This window comes from Variovorax durovernensis, from assembly GCF_977011995.1.
The window spans coordinates 906,178-929,993 of record NZ_CDRNCW010000002.1 but is presented as its reverse complement, the minus strand read 5'-3'; the positions used below and the strand labels follow the sequence as shown (position 1 = coordinate 929,993).

Here is a 23,816-nt window from a genome sequence, read left to right as displayed (position 1 = left end):
GTGAATCCGATGCACCCCGTGGACTTCGTGAGCCACCTGCGCGACCTGGCCGCACGGCGGCCCGACGACATCGCGCTCATCGCCGTGACCGACCGCGACGGCACCGCCCTCGACACGCCTATCTCCTATCGCCGGCTCGACACGCGCGTGCGCGGCCTCGCAGCGCGGCTGCAGCAGTCCTTCGGCCGCGGCGAACGCGCGCTGATCATGCTGGACAACGGCGGCGACTACGTCGTGAGCTTCTTCGCCTGCCTGTATGCAGGTCTGATCGCCGTGCCCGTGTTTCCGCCCGAGTCCACGCGCAAGCGGCATCTCGGCAAGCTCGAGGGCATCGCGGCGGACGCCGGCGCCTGTTGCGTGCTGACCCACGCCGCCATCAAGGCATCCATCGCCGGCGTGGCCGGGGCTTTTGCCGACGTGTCGCTGATCCCCGTGGACGAGATCGGTGCCGAAGACGCCGACCGCTGGACGCCGCAAACGCCTTTGGCCACCGACATCGCCTTCCTGCAATACACCTCCGGCTCCACCTCGGCGCCCAAGGGCGTCATGGTCACGCACGCCAACCTCATGGCGAACATGCGTGCGATCGAAGAGGGGCTCTCCGTCGGCCCCGACGACATCTTCGCGACCTGGCTGCCGCTGAACCACGACATGGGCCTGATCGGCGGCCTGCTGCAGCCGCTGCATCGCGGCATCCCCGCCGCGCTGATGTCGCCGCGCTATTTCCTGGAGCGGCCTGTGCGCTGGCTCGAAGCCATCTCGCGTCATCGCGCGACCATCAGCGGCGGCCCCGACTTCGCCTATCGCCTGTGCCTCGACCGCGTGTCCGAAGCGCAGTTGCAGAAGCTCGACCTGTCGAGCTGGGGCCTGGCGTTCTCCGGCGCCGAGCCTGTGCGCGCGGACACGCTGCGCGAATTCAAAAGGCAGTTCGCACCTGCGGGCTTTGCCGCCGGTGCGGTGTATCCCTGCTACGGCCTGGCCGAATCGACGCTGTTCGTGACGGGTGGAGCGCGCGGCGCCGGCATGGTGGCGCGCGACTTCTCCAGCCAGGGCTTGGCCCGCGGCTTTGTCGAGACCGCCACCGAAGAAAGCGCCACGCTCGTCGGCTGCGGCCACACCGTTTCGGGCCACGAGGTGCGCATCGTCGATCCCGCCACGCTGGCGGTGCGCGAGGCCGGCCACGTCGGCGAGATCTGGGCCACCGGTCCCAGCATCGGCAACGGCTACTGGAACAAGCCGCAGGTGTCGCGGGAGACCTTCGTCGCGCACGACGGCGCCACCTGGCTGCGCACCGGCGACCTCGGCTTCTTGTACGACGGCCAGCTCTACGTGGCCGGGCGCATCAAGGACATGATCATCGTGCGCGGCCACAACCTGTACCCGCAGGACATCGAACGCATGATCGAACTCGAGGTCGACATCGTGCGCAAGGGCCGCGTGGCCGCGTTTGCCGTCGACGGCCCCGGTGGAGAGGGCATCGGCCTGGCCGCCGAGGTGTCGCGCAGCACGCAGAAGCTGGTGAAGCCTGAAGCGCTGGTCGAGACGCTCAGCGCTGCCGTGAGCGAGCAGTTCGGCGAACCGCTGTCCGTCGTAATGCTGCTGAACCCCGGTGGTATGCCCAAGACCACCAGCGGCAAGCTGCAGCGCGGCGCCTGCCGGCAGGGCTGGATCGACCGCACAGCCGATGCGTATGCCATGTACGCGCACGGCGAATTCGTCCTCGGCGGTTCCTCCGCGGCGAATGCGCCCGCCACCGAGCCACCGCTCGATGACCTGGAGCAGGCCGTCGCCGCGATCTGGAGCAAAGTGCTTCGCCGCGACGCCCAGCCTGCGCTGCCACGCGACGCGCACTTCTTCATCCACGGCGGCAACTCGCTCGCCGCCACGCAGGTGGCGGCCCAGATCGCCGACCGATGGGAAATCGAGTTTCCCGTGCGCGCGCTGTTCGAGCAGCCGCGCCTGGGCGCTCTGGCCGCGGAAGTACGGCGCGTGCTCGCCACCGGCCAGCGCAAGCCGCGCAGCGTGATCCCTGTCCTGCCCGCCGAGCGCCGCACACAGCCGCTCGCGTTGTCGCATGCGCAGGAGCGCCAGTGGTTCCTGTGGCAGCTCGATCCGAAGAGCACCGCGTACCACGTCAGCGTGGCGCTGCATCTGTCCGGTGCCCTGGACGCCGATGGGTTGCACACGGCGCTCGACGACCTGGTCGAGCGCCACGAGAGCCTGCGCACAGTGTTCCGTGCAGCGGCGGACGGCACCGTCGGCCAGTGCATCCAACCGGCATTCCGGCCCGCGCTGCGGCGGATCGACCTGGGCGCATTGCCAGCCGAAGCACGCGAGACCGCTGCCGCTGAGCACGCAAGCCCGTGCCACGCCGAGCCCTTCGACCTCGGCGAAGGTCCGCTGCTGCGCGCGGCGCTGATCCGCATCGACGAAACCCGGCACCTGCTCGTCGTCGTCATGCATCACATCGCGTCGGACGGTGCTTCGATGCAGTTGCTGATCGAAGAACTCGGCGCCGCCTACGCCGCCCGTGCGAAAGGCGCGGCACCGCAGTTCAAGCCGCTGCCGATCCAGTACGCCGACTACGCCCTCTGGCAGCGCGACTGGCTCGCCGCCGGCGAGGCCGAGCGCCAGCTTGTGTACTGGCGCGACCAGCTGGGCGACGAGCATCCGGTGCTGGCTCTGCCTACGGACCATCCCCGGCATGCGGTCGCGGCCTACCGCGCGGCCAGCCATGCCTTCGAATTCGACGCCGCGCTCGCTCAGCGTCTGCGCGCCACTGCGCAGGCGCATGGCGCGACCTTCTTCATGGCGCTGCTCGCCGGCTTCCAGGCGCTGCTGCACCGCTACACCGGGCAGCAGGACGTGCGCGTCGGCGTTCCCGTCGCCAACCGGCATCGCCCGGAGACGGTTGGCCTGATCGGCTTCTTCGTCAACACCCAGGTGCTGCGCACCGCGGTGCAGGGCCGCATGAGCCTTGCACAACTGCTGGCCCGGACGCGGGAGGCCGCGCTCGGCGCGCAGGCGCACCAGGACCTGCCTTTCGAGCAGATCGTCGAAGCCCTGCAACTGCAGCGCAGCCTGAGCCACAGCCCGCTGTTCCAGGTGATGTTCAACCTCCTGCGGGAAGACGCGGGGGTGCACCACATGCTGCCGGGCCTGGAGGCGCGCGAGCACCGCATCGCCGACAGCGCTGCGCAATTCGAACTCGTGCTCGACATCCGCGAGCATGCCGACGGGAGTGCCGGTGCGGTGTTCACCTATGCGGCAGAGCTGTTCGAGCCAGCCACCATCGCACGCATGGCCGTGCACTACCGCGCGCTGCTGGAGGCGCTGTCGACGGATCCCGCGCAGGCGCTGGGCGACGTGCAGTGGCTCGACGCCGTCGAGCAGCGCCAACTGCGCGAATGGTCGGCGGGCGACCCGCAAACGCCGCACCCTCAGCCCGTGCACCGCCTTTTCGAAGCACGGACGCGGGCCAACCCGGATGCCATCGCCCTGATCGACGGCGACAAGCAGCTCAGCTACGCGGTTCTTAACGAGCGCGCCAACCGCCTCGCCCACCAGTTGATTCGCCAGGGCGTGGTCCCCGACTGCACTGTCGCGGTGGCCATCGAGGCCGCGGCCGATCGCGTGACTGGCCTCCTCGGCGTGCTGAAGGCTGGCGGCACCTACCTGCCGCTGGACCCTTCGCATCCCCCGCAAAGGCTTGCGCAGCTGCTGGAAGACAGCGGCGCGCGCGTGCTGCTCACCGACAGCGCCAACGCCGATGCGCTCGATGCGGGCGGCATCGCCAGGGTGGTGCTCGGTGAGGCGCTGGCTCAAGGCGCCGAGCCGGCCGCCAACCCAGACATCGAGCTGCACGACGCCCACCTCGCCTACGTCATCTACACCTCCGGCACCACGGGCCGGCCCAAGGGCGTGGCCGTGGCGCACGGCGCGCTGTCGATGCACCTCCTGTCGATGGCGCAGGCCTGCGGCATGCGCGCCGAGGACCGGTCGCTGCAGTTCGCGCTGCCGCACGTCGATGCGGCCATCGAACAATGCCTGCTGCCTCTGGTTGCGGGCGCGGCGCTCGTGGTGCAACCGCAATGGTGCTCTCTTGCCGGCGAACTCGACGCCCTGCTGCAGCGCCACCGCGTGAGCGTGGTCGACCTGCCGCCGGCCTATGCCCGCCAGCTGATGCAGGGCCAGGCACCCTTCGCGCATGCCGTGCGCCTTGCGCTTTTCGGCGGAGAGGCCTGGACCGGCGAAGACCTGGCGCTGATCCGGCGCGTGCTGCGCCCGGGGCAGATCGTCAATGCCTACGGCCCGACCGAAGCCGTCATCACGCCCACCGCCTGGCACGGCGCGGCGGATGACGCGGAGCAGGCGCCGCAGGGCTACGTGCCCATCGGCCGCCCCGTGGGCCGTCGCAACGCGCACGTGCTCGACGCGAGCCTGCAGCCGGTTCCCCAGGGCGTTCCCGGCGAGCTGTACCTCGGCGGCGAAGGGCTCGCGCGTGGCTACCTCGGCCGCGCGGCCCTCACGGCCGAGCGCTTCGTCGCCGACCCCTTCGACAGCGCGGGCGGCAGGCTCTACCGCACCGGCGACCTCGTGCGCTGGCGCGGCGACGGCCAGCTCGAATACTTGGGCCGTCTCGACCACCAGGTGAAGATCCGGGGCTTTCGCATCGAACTCGGCGAAATCGAAGCGCGCCTGCGCGAGCACGCGGCGGTTCGCGAGGCATTGGTGCTCGTGCACGACAGCGCCGCTGGCGCCTCCCTGGTGGCCTATGTGTCGCCCGCACCCACCGAGCAGATCGACACCGCGGCGCTCAGGGAGCAACTCGGGCGTGTCCTTCCCGACTACATGGTGCCCTCGGCCATCGTGGCGCTCGACAGCTTCCCGCTCACAGCCGGCGGCAAGGTCGACCGCCGCGCGCTGCCCGCACCCGCCGTGCCTGGCCGCCAGGACTACGAGGCACCGCAGGGCGACATCGCCCAGACGCTGGCCTCGATCTGGGCCGGGCTGCTCAAGGTCGAGAAGGTGGGCATGCACGACAACTTCTTCGATCTCGGCGGCAACTCGCTGCTGGTGATCCGCATGCACCGGCTGATGGAAGACCGGCTGAACCCGGGCCTGTCGGTGGTCGATCTCTTCAAGTTCCCGACCGTCGGCGCGCTGGCGCGCCGCATCGAGCAGGGACGCGGCGCGGCACAGCCCGCCGGCAACGAGGACGGCGACAGCGAACAGGCGCGCGCCCAGCGCCAGCGCGCGGCCCTGCTGCAGCGCAGCCGTCCCACCGAAAGAAGCTTCTGATGCAAGACCAAGACACATCGCCGTCCGGACTCACGGGCATCGAGATCGCCATCGTCGGCATGGCCGGCCGTTTTCCGGGCGCACCCGATGTCGACACCTTCTGGCGCAACATCCGCGACGGTGTCGAGTCGGTCACCGTCTTCAGCGACGAGCAACTGCGCGCGCGCGGCGTGCCCGAGCGCACGCTGGCCGACCCCGACTACGTGAAGGCCGGCGTGCTGTTCGAAGGCTTCGACCAGTTCGACGCCGGCTTCTTCGGCTATTCCCCACGCGAGGCCGAGCACCTCGATCCGCAGCAGCGCATCTTTCTCGAATGCGCCTGGGAGGCGCTGGAGCACGCGGGCTGGCAGGCGAGGAAGAACCCCGCGTCGGTCGGCGTCTACGCGGGCGATGGCCCCAACCTCTACCTGATGCGGCACCTGCTGCCCGCCTTCGGTGTCGACGCCGGCACGGGCATTGCCGACATGCTGGGCCTGATGAGCGGCAACTCCGCCGGCTCGCTGTGCACGCGCGTGGCCTACAAGCTCGACCTGCGCGGCCCTGCCGTCAGCGTGCAGACCGAATGCTCGACCTCGCTGGTGGCGGTGCACATGGCCTGCCAGGCCCTGCTGAGCCACGACTGCGACATGGCGCTGGCCGGCGGCGTGTGGCTCAACCTGCTGCAGGAGGGCGGCTATCGCTACCAGAACGGCGCCATCCTCTCGCCCGACGGCCACTGCCGCGCCTTCGACGCCAAGGCGGCGGGCACCGTCATCGGCAGCGGCGCGGGCATCGTCGTGCTCAAGCGGCTGCAAGAGGCGCTGCGCGACCGCGACACCATCCACGCAATCATCAAGGGCAGCGCCGCCAACAACGACGGCGCGGACAAGATCGGTTTCACCGCGCCCAGCGTGCAGGGGCAGGCCGGCGTGATCCGCGCGGCGCAGATGATGGCCGACGTGCCCGCGCACACCATCGACTATGTGGAAGCGCACGGCACCGGCACCACGCTCGGCGACCCGATCGAGATGGCCGCGCTGATGCAGGCCTTTGCGAGCGGCGGGGCGACGGCCAAAGGCCGGTGCGCCATCGGCTCGGTCAAGACCAACATCGGCCACCTCGATGCGGCCGCCGGCGTGGCCGGCCTCATCAAGGCCGCAATGGCGCTGCGGCACCGGACGCTGCCGCCCAGCCTGCATTTCGAGCAGCCCAATCCGCAGATCGACTTTGCGAACAGCCCGTTCTACGTGAACACCGAGGCTCGGCCATGGCCGAAGGGCGAGGCACCGCGCCGCGCGGGCGTCAGCTCCTTCGGCATCGGCGGCACCAATGTGCACGTCGTGCTCGAAGAGGCTCCCGAAGCGCCGGCCGTCACCGTGTTGCCGCAAGGGCAGGGCTGCTGGCAGGTGCTGCCGCTGTCGGCCATGAGCGCCACCGCCTTGCGGCAGTCCGCGCAGCGGCTCGGCGCGCACCTCGAGGAACACCCCCACACCGCATTGGCCGACGCCGCGTACACGCTGCAGACCGGCCGCCGCCCCTTCGCCCACCGCAGCGCCGTGGTGGCCGACGAGCCGCCGGCCGCCGCGCGCATGCTCGCTTCGGGCGAAGGTGTCCTCGCAGCCGCCGCCCCGGTGCCCGAACAGCCGCCTGAAGTCGCCTTCCTGTTCCCGGGCGGCGGCACGCAGCACGCGAACATGGGCCTCGCGCTCTACCGCGACGATGCGCCGTTCCGCGAGGACATCGACCGCTGCTGCGAACTGCTGCGCCCCGAGCTCGGTCTCGACCTGCGCGAACTGCTGTTCCCCGCGCCGGGCGCGGAGGCAGAGGCCGACGCGCGCCTGTTCCACATCGCCTTCGCGCAGCCTGCTTTGTTCGTCGTCGAATATGCAATGGCGCATTGGTGGATGCGGCGCGGCGTGCGCCCTGCCGTGATGCTGGGCCACAGCCTCGGCGAATACGTCGCGGCCTGCCTGGCGGGCGTGTTCCGGCTGGAAGACGCGCTGCGCGTCGCCGCCTTGCGCGGGCGCCTGCTGCAATCGATGCCGCCCGGCGCAATGACGGCGGTGCCGCTGTCGCAGGCAGAACTCGCGCCTTTCCTGACCGGCGGCTGCGACCTGGGAGCGGACAACGGCGAGCAGCTGTGCGTGATCTCCGGTCCGCTCGACGCCATCGAGGTCACCGAAGAGAAGCTGCGCGCACAGGGCCACCTGCCGCGCCGGCTGCATGTGTCGATCGCCTCGCATTCTTCGATGACGCAGCCGCTGCTCGCGCAGCTGGAGCAGCTCATTGCCTCGGTGCCGCGTGAGGCGCCGAAGATTCCGTTCATCTCCAACGTCACCGGCCGGCTCATCACGGCCGAGCAGGCTGTCAGCCCGAGCTACTGGGCGCAGCACCTGCGCGGCACGGTGCAGTTCACCGCCGGCCTGCGCACGCTCTTCGAGGTGCCGGGGCGGGTGGTGCTCGAAGTCGGCCCTGGCGAAACCCTTGCCGGCCTGGCGCGCCAGCACCCAATGGCCGGCTCGGCCGCCGCCGTGCATGCCAGCCAAGCACACCCGCGGCAGCGCGCGCGCAATGCGCAGCAGATCGCACACGCACTCGCCAGCCTGTGGCTCGCGGGCGTGGACATCGACTGGGCGGCTTGCCATGCGGGGCAGGCGCGGCGCCGCGTGCCGCTGCCGGCCTATCCATTCCAGCGCCGCCGATACTGGGTCGACGCGCCCGATGCCGCATCGGCGAAGTCCGCGCGAAAGGCGCCTTCCGACGCGTTCTACGTCCCCTCGTGGAAGCGGATTGAACCGCTGATGCCTGCCGTGCCCGGAAACATGGCCGACGCAGGCTGCGTGCTCGTGTTCGGCGATGGCCGCAGCCTCACCGGCCATCTCGCTCGTCATCTGCGTTCACTGGGCCATGCGGTGGTCGTTGCCCAGCGCGGCCAAGCGTTCGCGCGCACCGGCCGCGAGGCTTGGACCCTGCGCCCCGGGGAACGTGACGACCACGCGCAGCTGCTGCGCGAGGCCGAGGCCGACTTCGGCGCCGTCACCGCCATCCATCACCTGTGGTGCCTCGACGAAGTGCCGGCCTCGCAGCCGCAGCCCGAGCTGCTGGAGCGCAGCTTCTTCAGCATGCTGGCGCTCGTGCAGGCGCTCGACACTCGCACCACGGCGGCTTCCGCCGGCAAACTGCCGATCACCGTCGTCGCCAACCAGATCGAGGATGTCACCGGCGGCGAGCCGCTGTGTCCCGAGAAGGCCACGCTGCTGGGCATCGGCAAGATAATCGGGCAGGAATGCCCGCGCATCCATTGCCGCGTGATCGACGTCATGCTGCCCGCGCCAGAGAGCGATTCCGAAGCCTTGCTGGTCGATCAGATCGCCGGAGAATCCGCCGCGCTGCGGGCCGACCCCGGCGAGCCGCTGCTGGCCTATCGCGGTGCGCACCGCTGGGCGAAGGCTTACGAGCCCGCGCCGCTTCCAGCCGCCGCGCAGCGCATGCGCAAGCAGGGCGTGTACCTGATCACCGGCGGCCTCGGCGGCGTCGGCCTTGCCATCGCGAAACACCTGGCACGGCACTGGCAGGCCAGGCTGGTGCTGCTCGGCCGCACCGCGATGCCGGAGCGCGCGTCGTGGGCCTCGCTGGCCGAGGACGACTCGCAGCCCGCCGCGCTGAAGAACAGGCTGCGCCAGCTGCTCGAACTCGAAGCACTGGGCGCCGAAGTGCTGACCGTCGCGGCCGACGTGTCCGACACCGCCCAACTGCACGCCGCACTCGAACGGGCTGACGCGCGCTTCGGCGGGTTGCACGGCATCGTCCACGCTGCCGGCGACGCGGGCGGCGGCATGATGGCCCAGCGCACGCGCGCGCAGGTCGACACCATCTTCGCGACCAAGGTGCGTGGCACCCGCGCGCTGCTGGACGCGGTGCGCGGCCGGCCGCTCGACTTCGTGCAGTTGTGCTCTTCCATCTCCAGCGTGGCCGGCGGCCTGGGCATGAGCGACTACGCCGCGGCCAATGCGTACCTCGACGCCTTGGCCATCGCCCATGCGCGTGCCGGCAAGTTCCCGGTCTTCTCGGTCAACTGGGACGCCTGGCGCGGCCTCGGCATGGCAGAGCACATGGAGGTGCCCGACGGCATCGGCATGGACGGGCCCGAAGGGGCGCGCACTTTCGAGCGCATCGTCAACGGCCCGCTGCGGCCGCAGACCGTGATCTCGACCACCGACCTCGCGCAGCGCCTGGGCCCCCTGGACAACGGCATGCTCGACATGCTCGCGGCCGAAGACGCGCAGCCCACGACAAGCGGCGGCAGCCATCCGCGCCCCACGCTGCAGACGCCCTTCGTCGCGCCCGAAGGCGAACTTCCCAATGCCCTGGCCGCGCTGTGGACCGAGCGCCTGGGCATCGCGCCCATCGGCATGGACGACAACCTGTTCGAGCTCGGCGGAGATTCGCTGGTCGCCATCCAGCTGCTGTCGCACATCCGCAAGGCCTACGCGGTCGAGCTGCATCCCAGCGAGTTCTTCAAGGCGCCGACCATTGCCGGCCTGATTGCGCGCATGCCAGCGACCGGGCCGAGGCGGGCCGCCGCGATGGAGATCGCACCCGTTCCCCGCACCGGCGCGCTGCCGCTGTCGCCCATGCAGCGTCGCATCTGGCTCGTGGACCGGCTCACCGACGCCGGCAATGTCACGGGCCGCGCGGCCTACAACATGTCGGCCGGACTGGCCCTGCACGGCGCACTGAATGTCGATGTGCTGCGCGCGGCCATCGACGCCATCGTCGCGCGACACGAAGTGTTGCGTACCGTGTTCGCCGAAGACGACGAGGGCGAACCCGTTGCGGTGATCCGTTCCGGCGTGCAGCTTGATATTCCACTCATCGAGATCGACGAGGCCGACAAGGCCGCGCGCATACGCAGCTACAGCGTGCTGTTCGACGAACTCGTGCGCGTGCCCTTTGCACTGGCCGAAGGCCCGCTCATCAAGGCGACCATCGTGCGCCTGGGCGAACGCGAGCATGTGCTGGTGCTCGTGGTGCACCACATCGTGTTCGATGGCTGGTCGATCGCGGTGTTCGCGCGCGAACTCGGCGAGTTCTACCAACGGGCGCTGCGCGGCCAGCCGCTGGTGCTTGCGCCGCTGCCGGTGCAGTATGTGGACTACGCCGCGTGGTACGAGCGCGCGCTGGCTTCCGACGCGTTCGCGCCCAAGGCCGAGTTCTGGCGAAGCTACCTGCGCAATGCGCCGCGGATGTCGAGCCTGAAGCCCGACCACCAGCGCCCGGCCACGGCCTCGCACGCCGGCAGCTCGGTTGTTCTCGAGCTGTCGCCGGCACTGTCGCGGGCGCTGGGCGCGCTGGCGCGCGAAGCCGACACCTCGCTGTTCACGCTGCTGCTGTCCTCCTTCTTCCTGTTCTTCCACCAGGCCTCGGGAGCCGACGACATCGTCATCGGCACCGACGTGGCCGGCCGCGGCCACCCGGACCTCGAGCAGCTGCTGGGCTTCTTCGTCAACGTGGTGCCGGTGCGCTCGCGCATGGACGATCGGCGGATGGACTTCCGGCAATGGCTCGCGCAGACGAAGCAGCAGACGCTCGCGGCCATGGACCACCAGGACGTGCCCTTCGACCAGATCGTCGAGCTGTCGGGCGCGCAGCGCGCGCGCGACCGCAACCCGCTGGTGCAGGTGCTCTTCGTCCTGCAGAACACACCCGAGATCCGGTTCGCCATCGAAGGCGCCGAGGTCGAGGTGCTGCCCCAGCAGATGAACGAATCCAAGTTCGACCTGGCGGTGTTCGCCAGGGAGCAGGCCGGCGCGCTCACCGTCGAGTGGGTGTACGCCACGGATCTGTACCGGCGGGAGACCGTCGAAAAGTTCACCGCTTCGTGGCATGCGCTGCTGGAGCGGATCGTCGCAACACCGGGCCAGGCTATCGACGCACTAGCCCCCTCGCAAACGCAGGAGCGAATCAACATGAACACCGCGAAATCCACTGGCGCCGCCGGCAAGATGGACAAGCTCGGCAAGTTGGACAAACTGGGCAAGACAGGGCCGGGACGCGAAGCGCCGCGCGCCGCGGCTCGCCCCGTCGTGCAGACCTCTTTCTTCAAGCCCGGCGCCGAATTCCCCATCGTGCTGCAGGCCACCACCGACGACCTCGACACCGTGGCCTGGGCCAGGAGCCAGGCCGACTACATCGAGATGCTGGTTGCAAGGCACGGCGGCATCCTGTTCCGCAACTTCGGCCTGAAGACGCCACAGGATTTCGAGGCCTTTGCCGAGGCCATCGAGCCCGAGCTGTACGGCAGCTACGGCGACCTGCCGAAGAAGGAGGGCGGCAAGAAGACCTACCGCTCCACGCCGTATCCGGAGCGGCAGATGATCCTGTTCCACAACGAAAGCTCGCACCTCGACCGCTGGCCGCGCAAGCAGTGGTTCTTCTGCGAACTGCCTTCGCCGGTGGGCGGCGCCACGCCCATCGTCGATTGCCGCGAGATGCTGCGCCGCCTGCCCGCCGACCTGGTGGCCGAGTTCGAGCGCAAGGAGCTGCTGTACGTACGCACCTTCACGCCGGGCCTCGACGTGAGCTGGCGCGACTTTTACAAGACCGAGCGCCGCGAAGACGTGGAGGCCCGCCTGGCCGCCGCCGGCATCGCCTGGCGCTGGCTCGACAGCGATACGCTGCAGACGCGCTCGCGCTGCCCGGCGGTGATCCGCCACCCGCTGACTGGCGAAAAGGTGTTCTTCAACCAGATCCAGCTGCACCACGTGGCCTGCCTGGAAGCGCAGGTGCGCGAGGACCTGCTCGCCATGGGCGGCATCGACCGCCTGCCGCGCCACGTGATGTACGGCGACGGCTCGCCCATTGCCGACGAAACCATGGCGGTGGTCGGCCGCGTGTACGAGGAATGCGCGGTGCGTTTCGACTGGCAGCAGGGCGACATCGTCATGCTCGACAACATGCTCGCGGCTCATGCGCGCGATCCGTACGAGGGGCCACGCAAGATCGTGGTGGCGATGGGCGCGATGTTCGATCGTGCCGCACTCGAAGGCGCACCGCAGGTGGCCGCCGATGCGCGCCTGGCCGACGAGCAGGAGGCCTGAACGCCATGAGCACGATGACCGACAGTCTCGAAACCACATCCCCGCTGAGTCCCGAACAGCGCACGGTGCCCGCCGGCGCGCAGCGCCTGCTCCTGCGAGCCGGCATCGAAGGCGCGCTGGACGCAGCGCGCCTGCGCCTTGCCGTGGAGCGCGTGTTGCGCGCGCACGGCGCGCTGTGCGTGGCCATCCGACAGGTGGCGGGCTACCGGGGCCTGCGGCAACAGTCTCTCGACGAAATGCCGCCACTGAAATGGCAGCTGGCCGATCTGAGTCAGACGGTCGATGACGCATTGAACGCCTGGCTCGACGCCTTCAGTGCCGGGCCGCTCGCGATGGAACGTGGCGAACTCGTCAGCGCTGCCCTTGTGCGCACGGGCGAGGCTCGCCATGTGTTGGCCCTGTCGGTGAACCCGCTGGCGGCGGACAGGGAAAGCCTGCAGAACCTTTTCGACCAGATCGCCACGGCCTACTCGGGCGAAGGCAGCCTCAACCCGGAGGAGGTCTTCCAGTACGCGCGCTTCGTCGAATGGCGACAGGACCTGCTCGAAGGCGACGATGCGGCGCAGGGGCGCGCCTACTGGCAGCGGTCTGCGGCCGATGCCTCGACCCTAGCACCGCCGCACCTTCAAGGGCGGTGCGATGTTGCACAGGTGCAAGCCGCGCGCCGTCATGTCTCCAGCACCATCGACGCGGCGCTCGCAGCCCGCGTGGCCGCGCGTGCCGATGCACTCGGCGCGCAGCCCGAGACCCTGCTGCACGCGGCCTGGTGGCTGTTGATTGCCCGGCTGGGCGGGACGGGTCGCTTCATCGGCGGCTGGCAGCACGATTGCCGGCGTGACTACGAGCCCATGCAAGGCGCGGTCGGCGTGTTCGACAAGGTGCTGCCGGTGGTGGTCGATGTGGCTCCCGGCGAATCCTTCGCGGGATGGATCGGCAGGTTCGACGCTGCCCTGGCGGAACACGTCGATGCGCAGGAATACTGGTCCGTCGATGCGCCGCCCTTCGCTACGCATACCGTTGTCGGCTTTGCTTCGCACGAGGCGCCGCCGTCTCACGGCACCGATCCGCAGTGGCGCCTGATCGGGCTGCCCGGTCCGATGCCTTGCTTCGAACTCGCGCTGCAGGTCGCATGGCAAACGGAAGGCGCGGCGCTGTCGCTGCACGCCGATGCGGAACGCTACAGCCAGGCGGCGTTGGAACGCCTGCTGCTGCAGTTCCTCACGCTGCTCGAGGCCGTCGTCGCGCAGCCCGATGCGCCGCTTGAAACGCTGTCGCTGGTCGGGCCGAAGGAGCGCGAATTGCTGCTCGCGCAGAGCGGCAGTGAACGCATCGATGCGGGCACGCAGACCGTGGCCGACCGCATCGCGCATTGGGCACAGGCCACGCCGGATGCCGCTGCGCTCGAAGCGGGCGGGCAGCGCCTGAGCTACCGCGAGCTCGACGCCCGCATCAACGGGCTAGCGCACTGGCTCACTGCACAGGGCGTGACACCCGGCTCCATTGTCGCGCTCAACCTGCCGCGCTCGATAGAACTGCCGGTGGCGATCTTCGCCGCCTGGCGGGCGGGCGCCGCCTACCTGCCGCTGGAGCCCGAATGGCCCGAGGCGCGCCGTGCGGCCGTGCTCGCGGACGCACGGCCGGCATTCGTGCTCGATGCCGCCATGCTGCCTGCGCTCGAAGGGACAACGGATGCAGCGCCTGCACATCGCATCGCGCTGCAGGACCTGGCGTACGTGCTCTACACCTCAGGCTCCACCGGCAAGCCCAAGGGCGTCGCCATCGAACAGGGGCATCTGCTGAACTATGTGGCGGCCGCCTCGTCGGCGATGAAGCTCGACACCTGTCGCCGCTGGGCGCTCACCAGCTCGGTCGTCGCCGACCTGGGCAATACCGCGCTGTTCGCCGCCTTCTTCAACGGCGCCTGCCTGGTGGTGGCGGCCGAAGACGAAGTGAAGGACGCCGACGCTTTCGCGCGTTTCATGGCCGCACGCGAGATCGACGCGATCAAGATCGTGCCCTCGCACCTGGAGGCGCTGCTCGAGTGCGAATCGCCAAACTTGCCGCGCACGCTGGTGCTGGGCGGAGAGGCCGCGCCGCGCGCGCTGGTCGAGCGCATTGCGCGGCTCGCGCCGCAGTGCGCCGTCTACAACCACTACGGGCCGACCGAGACGACGGTCGGTGTGATGGTCCATGCGCTGCCCGCCGGCGCGCAAGTGCCCGAGCAGCTGCCGCTTACAAGGGTGCTTGCGAACAACCGCGTGCATGTGCTCGACAAGGCGCTGGGCCTCGTGCCGGCCGGAGGCCTGGGCGAGGTCTACGTCGGTGGCGCGCAACTTTGCCGCGGCTACCTGAATCGCGAGGCGGGTGATGCCTTCGTGGCCGACCCCTTCAACCCGGGCCAGCGCCTGTATCGCACGGGCGACCTGGCGTACGTGCTGGCCGAAGGCGGCATCCGCCTTGCGGGGCGCGCGGACCATCAGGTGAAGATCCACGGCTTCCGTGTGGAGCCCGCCGAGGTCGAGGCGGTGCTACTGGCACAGCCGGACGTGCGGCAGGCGGTGGTGCTTGCGGTGCCGGATGCCGCGGGCGCGACCACGTTGTCCGCGTTTTTCGTTGCCGATGCGGCGCTGGCTGATGGCCGCGCGCTGCGCGAACGGCTGGCCGCGCTGCTGCCCGCGCACATGGTGCCGGCGAGCTTCACGGCCACGGATGCCTTCGCCCGCCTGCCCAACGGAAAGATCGACCGGCTGGCGCTGACGGCAATCGTGCCCGCCGCCGGACACAAAGCCCGCATCGAGCCGCGCGACGCGCTCGAAGCCGTGCTCGCCGACGGCATGGCCTCGTTGCTGGGCAGCGGCCCCATCGGCGTGGAGGACGATTTCTTCGAACTCGGCGGCCACTCGCTGCAGGTCATCAAGCTCGTCGCTCGCATCCGCAAGCTGCTGCAGGTCGAAGTGGCGGCGGGCGTGGTGTTCGACCACCCGACGCCGGCGTCGCTGGCAGCCGCGCTGCGCGAAGGCAGCGGCGACGCCGCACAACTGGAACAGCGTGCGCAGGCGCACCGGCAGCCGGAAGAAGACTTGAGCGAAACCGCATGAACCATCCCCTGATGCAGCCCACCATCGCCCGCACCGTGTCCGACGGCGATGCCGTGGCCCTGTCCTATGCGCAGGAGCAGCTGTGCTTCCTGCAGAGGCTCGAACCGGGACTCACGGCCTATAACCTGCCGCGCGTCTTCCGCCTGGCCGGCCGGCTCGATGCGGACGCGATGGAGCACGCGTTCCGGGCGCTGATCGCGCGCCATGCCATCTTGCGCACCAGTTTCTTCGAGCAGGACGGCGTGCCGATGCAGCGCGTGCAGGCCACCGTGCCGTTCGCGCTGGAGGGTATCGACCTGTCGGGCCTGAGCGCCGAGGCGCAGAAGGGGCCGCTTGGTGAGGCCCTGCGCCGCACCGCGGGGCATGTGTTCGACCTGGGCGCGGCGCCCGCGCTGGTCGCGCGGCTCGTGAAATTGGGCGAAGACCGGCATGTGCTTGCCGTGTGCTTGCATCACATCGTGTCCGACGCATGGTCGAACCCGATCCTCGCGCGCGATCTGGCCGAGGCTTATAGGCTCGCCTTGCGCGGCGGCGGACCGGTCCAGTTGCCACCGCTTTCCGTTCAGTACGCCGACTACGCGGTGTGGCAGCGCGCGAGCGTGCAGGGCGGGGCGCTGGAACGCCAGCTCGAGCACTGGAACCGGCATCTGGGACCGGAGGTTCCGGCGCTCGATTTGCCGACCGACCACGCGCGGCCCTCCCGCAAGACCTTCGCCGGGACCGCGCTCGGCTTCGACGTACCACCGGCGCTCGCGGTCGCCGTTCAGAAATTCTGCCGCGCCGAAAAATGCACGCCCTTCGTCGCCCTGTTGGCGGCATGGCAGGTGCTGCTTGCACGCTGCAGCGGCCAGAACGATTTCGCCATCGGTGTGCCCAACGCCGGGCGCCACCACGAGGAAGTGAGCGAGCTGCTCGGCTTCTTCGTGACCACCCAGGTGTTCCGGGTGCGGCTGTCGCCGCGCCAGAGCCTGCGCGAGATCTGCCGCCAGGTGCGCGCCGACGCGCTGGCCGCGCTCGACAATGCCGAGCTGCCCTTCGAGGTTCTGCTCGCGAGCCGCAAGGACCGGCGCGATCCGGCGCGTAGTCCGCTGTTCCAGGTGATGTTCGGCGTGCAGATGGCTGGCGAGGCGGTGGCGCTCGATTTCGAGGGCGTGCGCGCCGAACTCGAGGAGTTCGACGACGCGGGCGCCAAGTTCGACCTGTCGCTCGACTTCTACATCGGCCCGCAGGGCGTTCGCGGCCGCCTCGAATACAACACCGACCTGTTCGAGGCAACCACCGCGCAACGGCTGATAGCGCGCTATCTGCGCGTGCTGGAAACCCTCGCGGCCGAGCCCGACAGCGTGCTCGCCAACCTGGTGCTGACCGGCGAGGACGAGCGTGCGCAACTGATGCGCTGGAGCGAGAACCGGCCGCACCACGCTTATGCCGAGCCTGTGCACCGCCTGATCGGCCAACAAGCCAGGCGCACGCCGGATGTGGTGGCGCTGGTGTTCGGCGATGAATCGCTGAGCTATGCGCAGCTCGAAGCACGCGCGAACCGCCTGGCCCACCGGCTGATCGCGCTGGGCGTGGTGCCCGACATGCCGGTAGGCATCGCAGTGGAACGCAGCGTGGAGATGGTCGTGGGCCTGCTGGCCATCCTCAAGGCCGGCGGCGCCTACGTGCCCATCGACCCCGAGTATCCGCACGAGCGCATCGCCTACATGCTGGAGGACAGCGGCGTGAAGCTGCTGCTGACTCAGAGCCACATCGTGCCGAACATCCCCCGGGGCGAGGGCGTGCAGACGATCGAACTCGATCGGCTGGATCTGGAGAACGGCCCCAGCGTCGATCCCGACGTGCCTCTGCACGGCGAGCACCTGGCCTATGTGATCTACACCTCCGGCTCCACCGGCCGGCCCAAGGGGGCGGCGAATCGCCACCGCTCTCTGTTCAACCGCCTGGCCTGGATGCAGGATGCTTATTCGCTCGGTGAAGCCGACACCGTCCTGCAGAAGACACCGTTCAGCTTCGACGTCTCGGTGTGGGAGTTCTTCTGGCCGCTGATGCAGGGTGCAAGGCTTGTCGTCGCACAGCCGGGCGACCACCGCGAACCGGGCAAGCTGGTCGAGCTGATTCGCCGGCACCATGTCACCACCATCCACTTCGTGCCCTCGATGCTGCAGGCGTTCGTGGCCCACGAGGGCATCGAGGCATGCACGAGCTTGAAGCGCATCGTGTGCAGCGGCGAGGCACTGCCCGCCGAAGCACAGGCCAGGGTGTTCGAGCGCCTGCCGGGCGCGGGCCTGTACAACCTCTATGGCCCGACCGAAGCGGCCATCGACGTCACGCACTGGACCTGCCAGGCAGACGGGCGCAACCACGTGGCGATCGGTCGTCCGATCTCGGACACGAAGACCTATGTGCTGGATGCGGGCCTGAACCTCGTGCCGCAGGGCGTGGGTGGGGAGCTGTACCTGGGCGGCATCGGCCTGGCCCGGGGGTACCTTGCCAAGGCCGCGTTGACGTCGGAGCGATTCGTCGCCGATCCGTTCAGCGGCACGGGCGAGCGGCTTTACCGCACGGGCGACCTGGTGCGCTGGCGCGAAGACGGCCAGTTGGAATACCTGGGGCGGATCGACCACCAGGTGAAGATCCGGGGCTTCCGCATCGAGCTGGGGGAGATCGAGGCGCAGTTGCTGGCGCAGCCCGAGGTGCGCGAGGCGGTGGTCATCGCGGACGAGGGTCCGGGCGGTGCACGGCTGGTGGGGTACGTGTCGTTGCAGGCAAGCCAGCCACTGGAGCCGGCGGAACTGAAGGCCCGCCTGGGCACGGCGCTGCCCGACTACATGATCCCTTCGGCACTGGTGATGCTCGATGCATTGCCACTGAACGCCAACGGAAAGATCGATCGCAAGGCGCTGCCTAGACCCGAGCGCCGGCTCAGCGGCTCGCACCAGGTGCCCGCCGAGGGCATCGAGCAGGTTCTAGCCGGCATCTGGGCCGAGGTGCTCGGCGTGGCATCGGTCGGGCGGCACGACAACTTCTTCGAACTCGGCGGCGATTCCATTCTCAGCCTGCAGATCGTGTCCCGGCTGCGCGTGGCCGGTTGGAAGATCACGCCGCGCCAGATGTTCGAGCGGCAGACCATCGCCTCGATCGTCGCCTTCGCCGAAACAGTCGATGCCGACGAAATGTCGGTCGCGCCTGTCTCATCCATCGCATCGAAGACGACCGAGGCATCGGGAGCGGTGCCGTTGCTGCCCCTCCAGGCCGAGTTCTTCGCCACCGACATTCCCTGCCGCCATCATTGGAACCAGGCGCTGCTGTTTCAAAGCCGGGAGCGACTCGACCCCGTGGCGCTCGAGGCCGCGTTGCAGGCTCTTGTGCGGCACCACGATGCCTTGCGACTGCGTTTCATGCAGGACGCCGATGGCCAGTGGCGGCAGGCTTGTGCGCCCGCCGAGACGTCGTCGGCCGGCCGCCTGCTGTGGGTGCGTCAGGCTCGCGACGCCGGCGCCATCGAGACGCTGTGCGAAGAGGCACAACGCAGCCTCGACCTGGCCCGCGGCCCCTTGCTGCGTGCACTTGCCATCGAGGTGGCGGGCGGTGGCGCGCGCCTGCTGCTGGCCATCCATCATCTGGTGGTCGACGCAGTGTCATGGCGTGTGCTGCTCCAGGACTTGCAGCTCGCCTATGCGCAGTGTCTTGAAGGCCGGCTGCCGTCGTTTCCCGCCAAGAGCAGCAGCTTCCAGGACTGGGCACTGGCATTGCAGGCGCGCGCCGCGTCGCTCGACGCCGAACTTCCCTATTGGCAGGCGCTGGCCGACGCCCCGGTCACCTTGCCATGCGACCACCCGCACGGCGCCAACACGGGGGCGACGCGAGAGTTCGTCGAGCTGCGGCTGGACCGCGAGCACACCCAGGCGCTGCTCAAGGACGTACCTGCCGCCTACCGTACCCGGGTCAACGATGTGCTGCTGACGGCGCTCGGCCGCGCACTGTGCGACTGGAGCGGGCACGAGCGCGTGCTGGTCGATGTGGAGGGCCATGGACGCGAAGACCTCTTCGTGCAGCTCGACCTTTCGCGCACCGTTGGCTGGTTCTCCAGCCTGTTCCCGGTGCTGCTCGACCCGCTCGGCACCCCAGGCGACGCGCTGCGCCGTGTGAAAGAAGAACTGCGGCGCGTCCCTGGCCGCGGCATCGGCCACGGCGTGCTCAAGCACATGGGCAATGACGGCCAGCGCCGCGCGCTTGCGGCGCTGCCCAGGGCGCAGGTGATTTTCAACTACCTCGGCCAACTCGACGGTAGCCTGGATGCGCAGGGGCTCTGGCAGCTGGCGGGGGAGTCGCCCGGTGCGTCTACGGACGAGGCTGCACCACTCTCGCATGCCTTCTCGGTCAATGGCCAAGTCCAGGACGGAGAGCTCCGCCTGAGCGTTGGTTACAGCCGGGCGCGTCATGAGCGTGAAACGGTGCAGCGCTGGGCCAAGCGGTTCCAGCAGGAGCTGGAAAGCCTCATTGCCCATTGCACCGGCGGCGCGCGTGGCGTGACGCCTTCGGACTTTCCGCTCGCCGCGCTCACGCAGCAGCAACTCGATGCGCTGCCGCTGGAGGCGGCAGAACTCGACGACCTGTACCCGCTCTCGCCGATGCAGCAGGGCATGCTATTCCACAGCCTGCTCGATCCGGCCGGGGGCAGCTACGTGAATCAGTTGCGGGTCGACATCCGGGGACTGGACGCACGCCGTTTCCTGCTTGCCTGGCAAGCTGCGCTCGACTGCCACGAGGTGTTGCGCTCCGGCTTCTTCCAGGGCGATGCGCCAATGCAGTGGGTGGCACGCCGTCCCGCGCTGCCGCTCGCGCAGCACGACTGGCGCGGCCTCGCCGATCTGCCGCAGGCTCTCGACGCGATGGCCGATGCCGAGTGGGCAGCCGGGTTCGACCTGGCCACACCACCGCTCATGCGCCTGGTGCTCGTGCGCACGCACGAAGACACCCATCACTTCCTCTGGACCGCGCATCACCTGCTGCTGGACGGCTGGAGCAGTTCCCGGCTGATGGGCGAAGTGCTCAGGCGCTACGCTGGCCAGCCGGACTCGGCACGGGCTGCACCGGCCCGCTACCGCGACTACATCGCATGGTTGTCGGTGCGCGATGACCGCCTGAGCGAAGCCTTCTGGCGCGAGCAACTCGCGCCGCTGGACGCGCCCACGCTGCTGGCCGACGTGCTGCCACGCGCGGCGGACCGTGGTCAGGAACGGAAGCCGGATCAAGAGCAGGGGCAGGGCCACCGCAGCCTCTCGTTCGGTACGCAACGCGTGCGCCACCTGCAGGACGCGGCACGTCGCGGGCATGTGACGCTCAACACCCTCATGCAGTCCGCCTGGGCGTTGGTGCTGTCCCGCGTGACGGGGCAGCGCACGGTGGTCTTCGGCGCCACGGTGGCGGGCCGTCCCTTGGAACTGCCGGGCGCCGAACAGATGCTCGGCCTGTTCATCAACACCCTGCCGGTCATCGCGACGCCGTTGCCCGGGTGCTCGGCGAGCGAATGGATGCGCGCGCTGCAGGCACGCAATCTGGACGCCCGCGAGCACGAGTACACACCGCTGTACGACATACAGCGCTGGGCCGGGCAAGGCGGCCAGGCGCTCTTCGACAGCATCCTGGTGTTCGAGAACTACCCGATCGACGAGGCGCTGAAGCAGGCCGCACCGGGTGGCTTGCACTTCGAGCGCGTGACCCAGCGCGAAGAAACGCACTACCCGCTGACGCTGACCGTACAGCAGCAGGCGGAAAAGCTCATGCTGGGCTTTGCCTATGCGCGCGACCGCTTCGACGCCGCGTGCATCGACATGCTGGTCTCCTGCATGGAGCACGTCGTCGAGGCACTGGCCGAGAGCCTGTCGCACCCCCTGCGGCCGCTGGGCGAACTGGACCTCCTCGGCGCGGAGCAGAAACAGCGCCTGGCCCTGCGCGCCGCCAACGATCCGAAATGGCCGGCCCCGGCACCGGTGCACCGCCTGATCGAGCGCCGGGCCGAGGCGCAGCCGGAAGCGCCCGCGCTGCTGTGCGGCGAGCACGTGCTGAGCTACGCGGCGCTGAACCTGCAGGCCAACCGGCTCGCGCACCGGCTCATTGCTTCGGGCGTGGAACCGGACGTGAGGGTCGGCATTGCACTGGAACGCGGCATCGGCATGGTCGTGGCGCTGCTTGCCGTGCTGAAGGCCGGCGGCACCTACGTGCCGCTCGATCCGGACTATCCGGCCGAACGGCTCGACCACATGGTGCAGGACAGCGGAATGGCGCTGCTGCTCACGCAAAGCACGCTGAAGTCCAGGTTCGCGCTCCCCGGTTCAATGGCACTGCTGGAGATCGACGCCCTCGACACCAGCCGCGAGCCGCAGCACAACCCCGATGTGGCGTTGCACGGCGAAAACCTTGCCTATGTGATCTACACCTCGGGCTCCACCGGCAGGCCCAAGGGCGTGGGTATCGCGCACCATGCGCTGTCGGCGCACGTGCGGGCGTCCATCGGCTTCTTCGGGCTGGCGCCGTCGGAGCGCATGCTGCAGTTTTCCACGCTGAACTTCGACGGATTTGTCGAGCAGACCTTTCCCCCACTGGCGGCGGGCGCCTCGGTGGTGCTGCGAGGCCCCGATCTGTGGGACAGCGCGCGGCTGCACCGCGAGATCGTCGGCCAGCGAATCACAGTGGCTGACCTCACCACGGCCTACTGGCTGCTGATGGCGCAGGATCATTCCCGGCAGCACCCGCGCGACTGGGGTGCGCTGCGGCAGGTGCATGCCGGTGGCGAGGCCATGCCACCGGAGGGCATCAATGCCTGGCGCGACGCGGGCCTGGGGCATGTCAAGCTGCTGAACACCTATGGCCCGACCGAAGCGACGGTGACGGCCTCGGTGCTCGATTGCGCCCCCTATGTCGCCGGAGAACTGCCATTGCCGAGGCAGATGCCCATCGGCGGCCCGTTGCCGGGCCGTGCCTTGCACGTAGTCGACGCCAGCATGCAGCTTGTTCCGGATGGCGTAGCCGGTGAACTGTGCATCGGCGGTTCGATGCTCGCGCGCGGCTACCTGAACCGCGCGGGCCTCACTTCGGAGCGCTTCGTCGCGGACCCCTTCGGCGACAAGGGCGAGCGCCTTTACCGCACGGGAGACCTGGTGCGCTGGCGCGAGGACGGCCAGCTGGAGTACCTGGGACGCATCGACCATCAGCTGAAGATCCGGGGCTTCCGCATCGAACTGGGCGAGATCGAGGCGCTGCTGCTGGCTCAGCCTGGCGTGAGGGAGGCCATTGTCGTGGCGCACGACAGCCCTGGCGGCGCGCGCCTGGTCGCGTATGTGTCGCCCGCCAGCCTCGATGCGGATGCCTTGCGCGTGCGTCTCGCGTCCGCGCTGCCCGACTACATGGTGCCCTCTGCACTGGTGGTGCTCGATGCACTGCCGCTGAATGCGAACGGCAAGATCGACCGCAAGGCGCTGCCGGTGCCGCAGTGGCACAGCGGCGAAGCCTTCGAGGCACCAAAAGGTGCGCTGGAAACGCAGCTCGCCGCGATCTGGGCCGAAGTGCTCGGCGCGCAACGCGTGGGACGGAACGACAACTTCTTCGAACTCGGCGGCCACTCGCTGCTGGCCATGCAGATGGTGGCGCGCGTGCAGGCCGCCATGCAACGCCAACTGAGCGTGGTCGACGCATTCCAGGCGCCGGTGCTCGCCGGGCTGGCGGCTCTGCTCGACGGACGCGGCCAGCAGGCGAGCGCCGGGCACGCGCTGTCCGAGATTGATTCCTTCATCGACAGTCTGGAGACGATGTGACGACCGATTCGAATGTGCGGCGTATTGCCGAGCGCTTTTCCCGGCTTGCACCGGAGCAGCGGCGCGCGGCGTACCGGAAGATCCGCGCCGAAGGAATGGCCATGGGCCAGTTCCCGATCCTGCGCCGCGAGGCCGCGCCGGCGGGGCGTTATCCGCTCTCCTACGCGCAGTCGCGCCAGTGGTTCCTGTGGAAGCTGGCACCCGACGACACCGCCTACCACGTCGTCGGCGCGCTGCGGCTGGAGGGCCGGCTCGACGAACAGGCGCTGCGCGCCAGCTTTGCGGCGCTGGTGCGGCGGCACGAGTCGCTGCGCACGGTGTTTCGCACCAGCGAGGAGGGGCAGGGCGAGCAATGCATAGGGGACGGCAGTACGTTCGAGGTACACACGGCGGACCTGAGCGGCCTGTCGGCGGGCGACGCCGAAGCCGCGACGCGCGAGGAAACCCGGCGTGCCTGCGGCACACCCTTCGACCTTGCCACGGGGCCGCTGCTGCGCGTGTCGCTCATCCACCTGGCAGGC

The 23,816-nt window shown here is 69.4% G+C and carries 5 protein-coding genes (1 of these 5 running past the window's edge); all 5 read left to right on the top strand.

Annotation, left to right across the window (positions count from 1 at the left end; genetic code table 11):
- Window positions 1-9: 9 nt before the first annotated feature.
- Tightly spaced (at most 5 nt apart), the 5 genes in view from ACWV14_RS36230 to ACWV14_RS36210 form a layout consistent with a single transcriptional unit that may run on beyond the window.
- Window positions 10-5,301, top strand: a complete 5,292-nt coding sequence (locus ACWV14_RS36230) for an amino acid adenylation domain-containing protein (protein ID WP_454908830.1) — start codon at window positions 10-12, stop codon at window positions 5,299-5,301.
- Window positions 5,301-12,380, top strand: coding sequence for an SDR family NAD(P)-dependent oxidoreductase (locus ACWV14_RS36225; RefSeq protein ID WP_454908653.1), 7,080 nt, complete (start codon window positions 5,301-5,303; stop codon window positions 12,378-12,380). Before ACWV14_RS36230 ends, ACWV14_RS36225 begins: the two co-directional genes overlap by 1 nt.
- 5 nt (window positions 12,381-12,385) lie before the next feature.
- Window positions 12,386-15,478: a non-ribosomal peptide synthetase gene (locus ACWV14_RS36220; RefSeq protein ID WP_454908652.1), complete on the top strand. Its 3,093-nt coding sequence runs from the start codon at window positions 12,386-12,388 to the stop codon at window positions 15,476-15,478.
- Window positions 15,475-23,295, top strand: a complete 7,821-nt coding sequence (locus ACWV14_RS36215; protein ID WP_454908651.1) for an amino acid adenylation domain-containing protein — start codon at window positions 15,475-15,477, stop codon at window positions 23,293-23,295. The genes ACWV14_RS36220 and ACWV14_RS36215 overlap by 4 nt, the downstream gene beginning before the upstream one ends.
- Window positions 23,292-23,816, top strand: partial view of an amino acid adenylation domain-containing protein gene (locus ACWV14_RS36210; RefSeq protein ID WP_454908650.1) — the start only. Its footprint extends 6,057 nt past the window's final position; the window shows 525 of its 6,582 coding nt (coding positions 1-525); it begins with the start codon at window positions 23,292-23,294; the stop codon falls past the right edge of the window. The genes ACWV14_RS36215 and ACWV14_RS36210 overlap by 4 nt, the downstream gene beginning before the upstream one ends.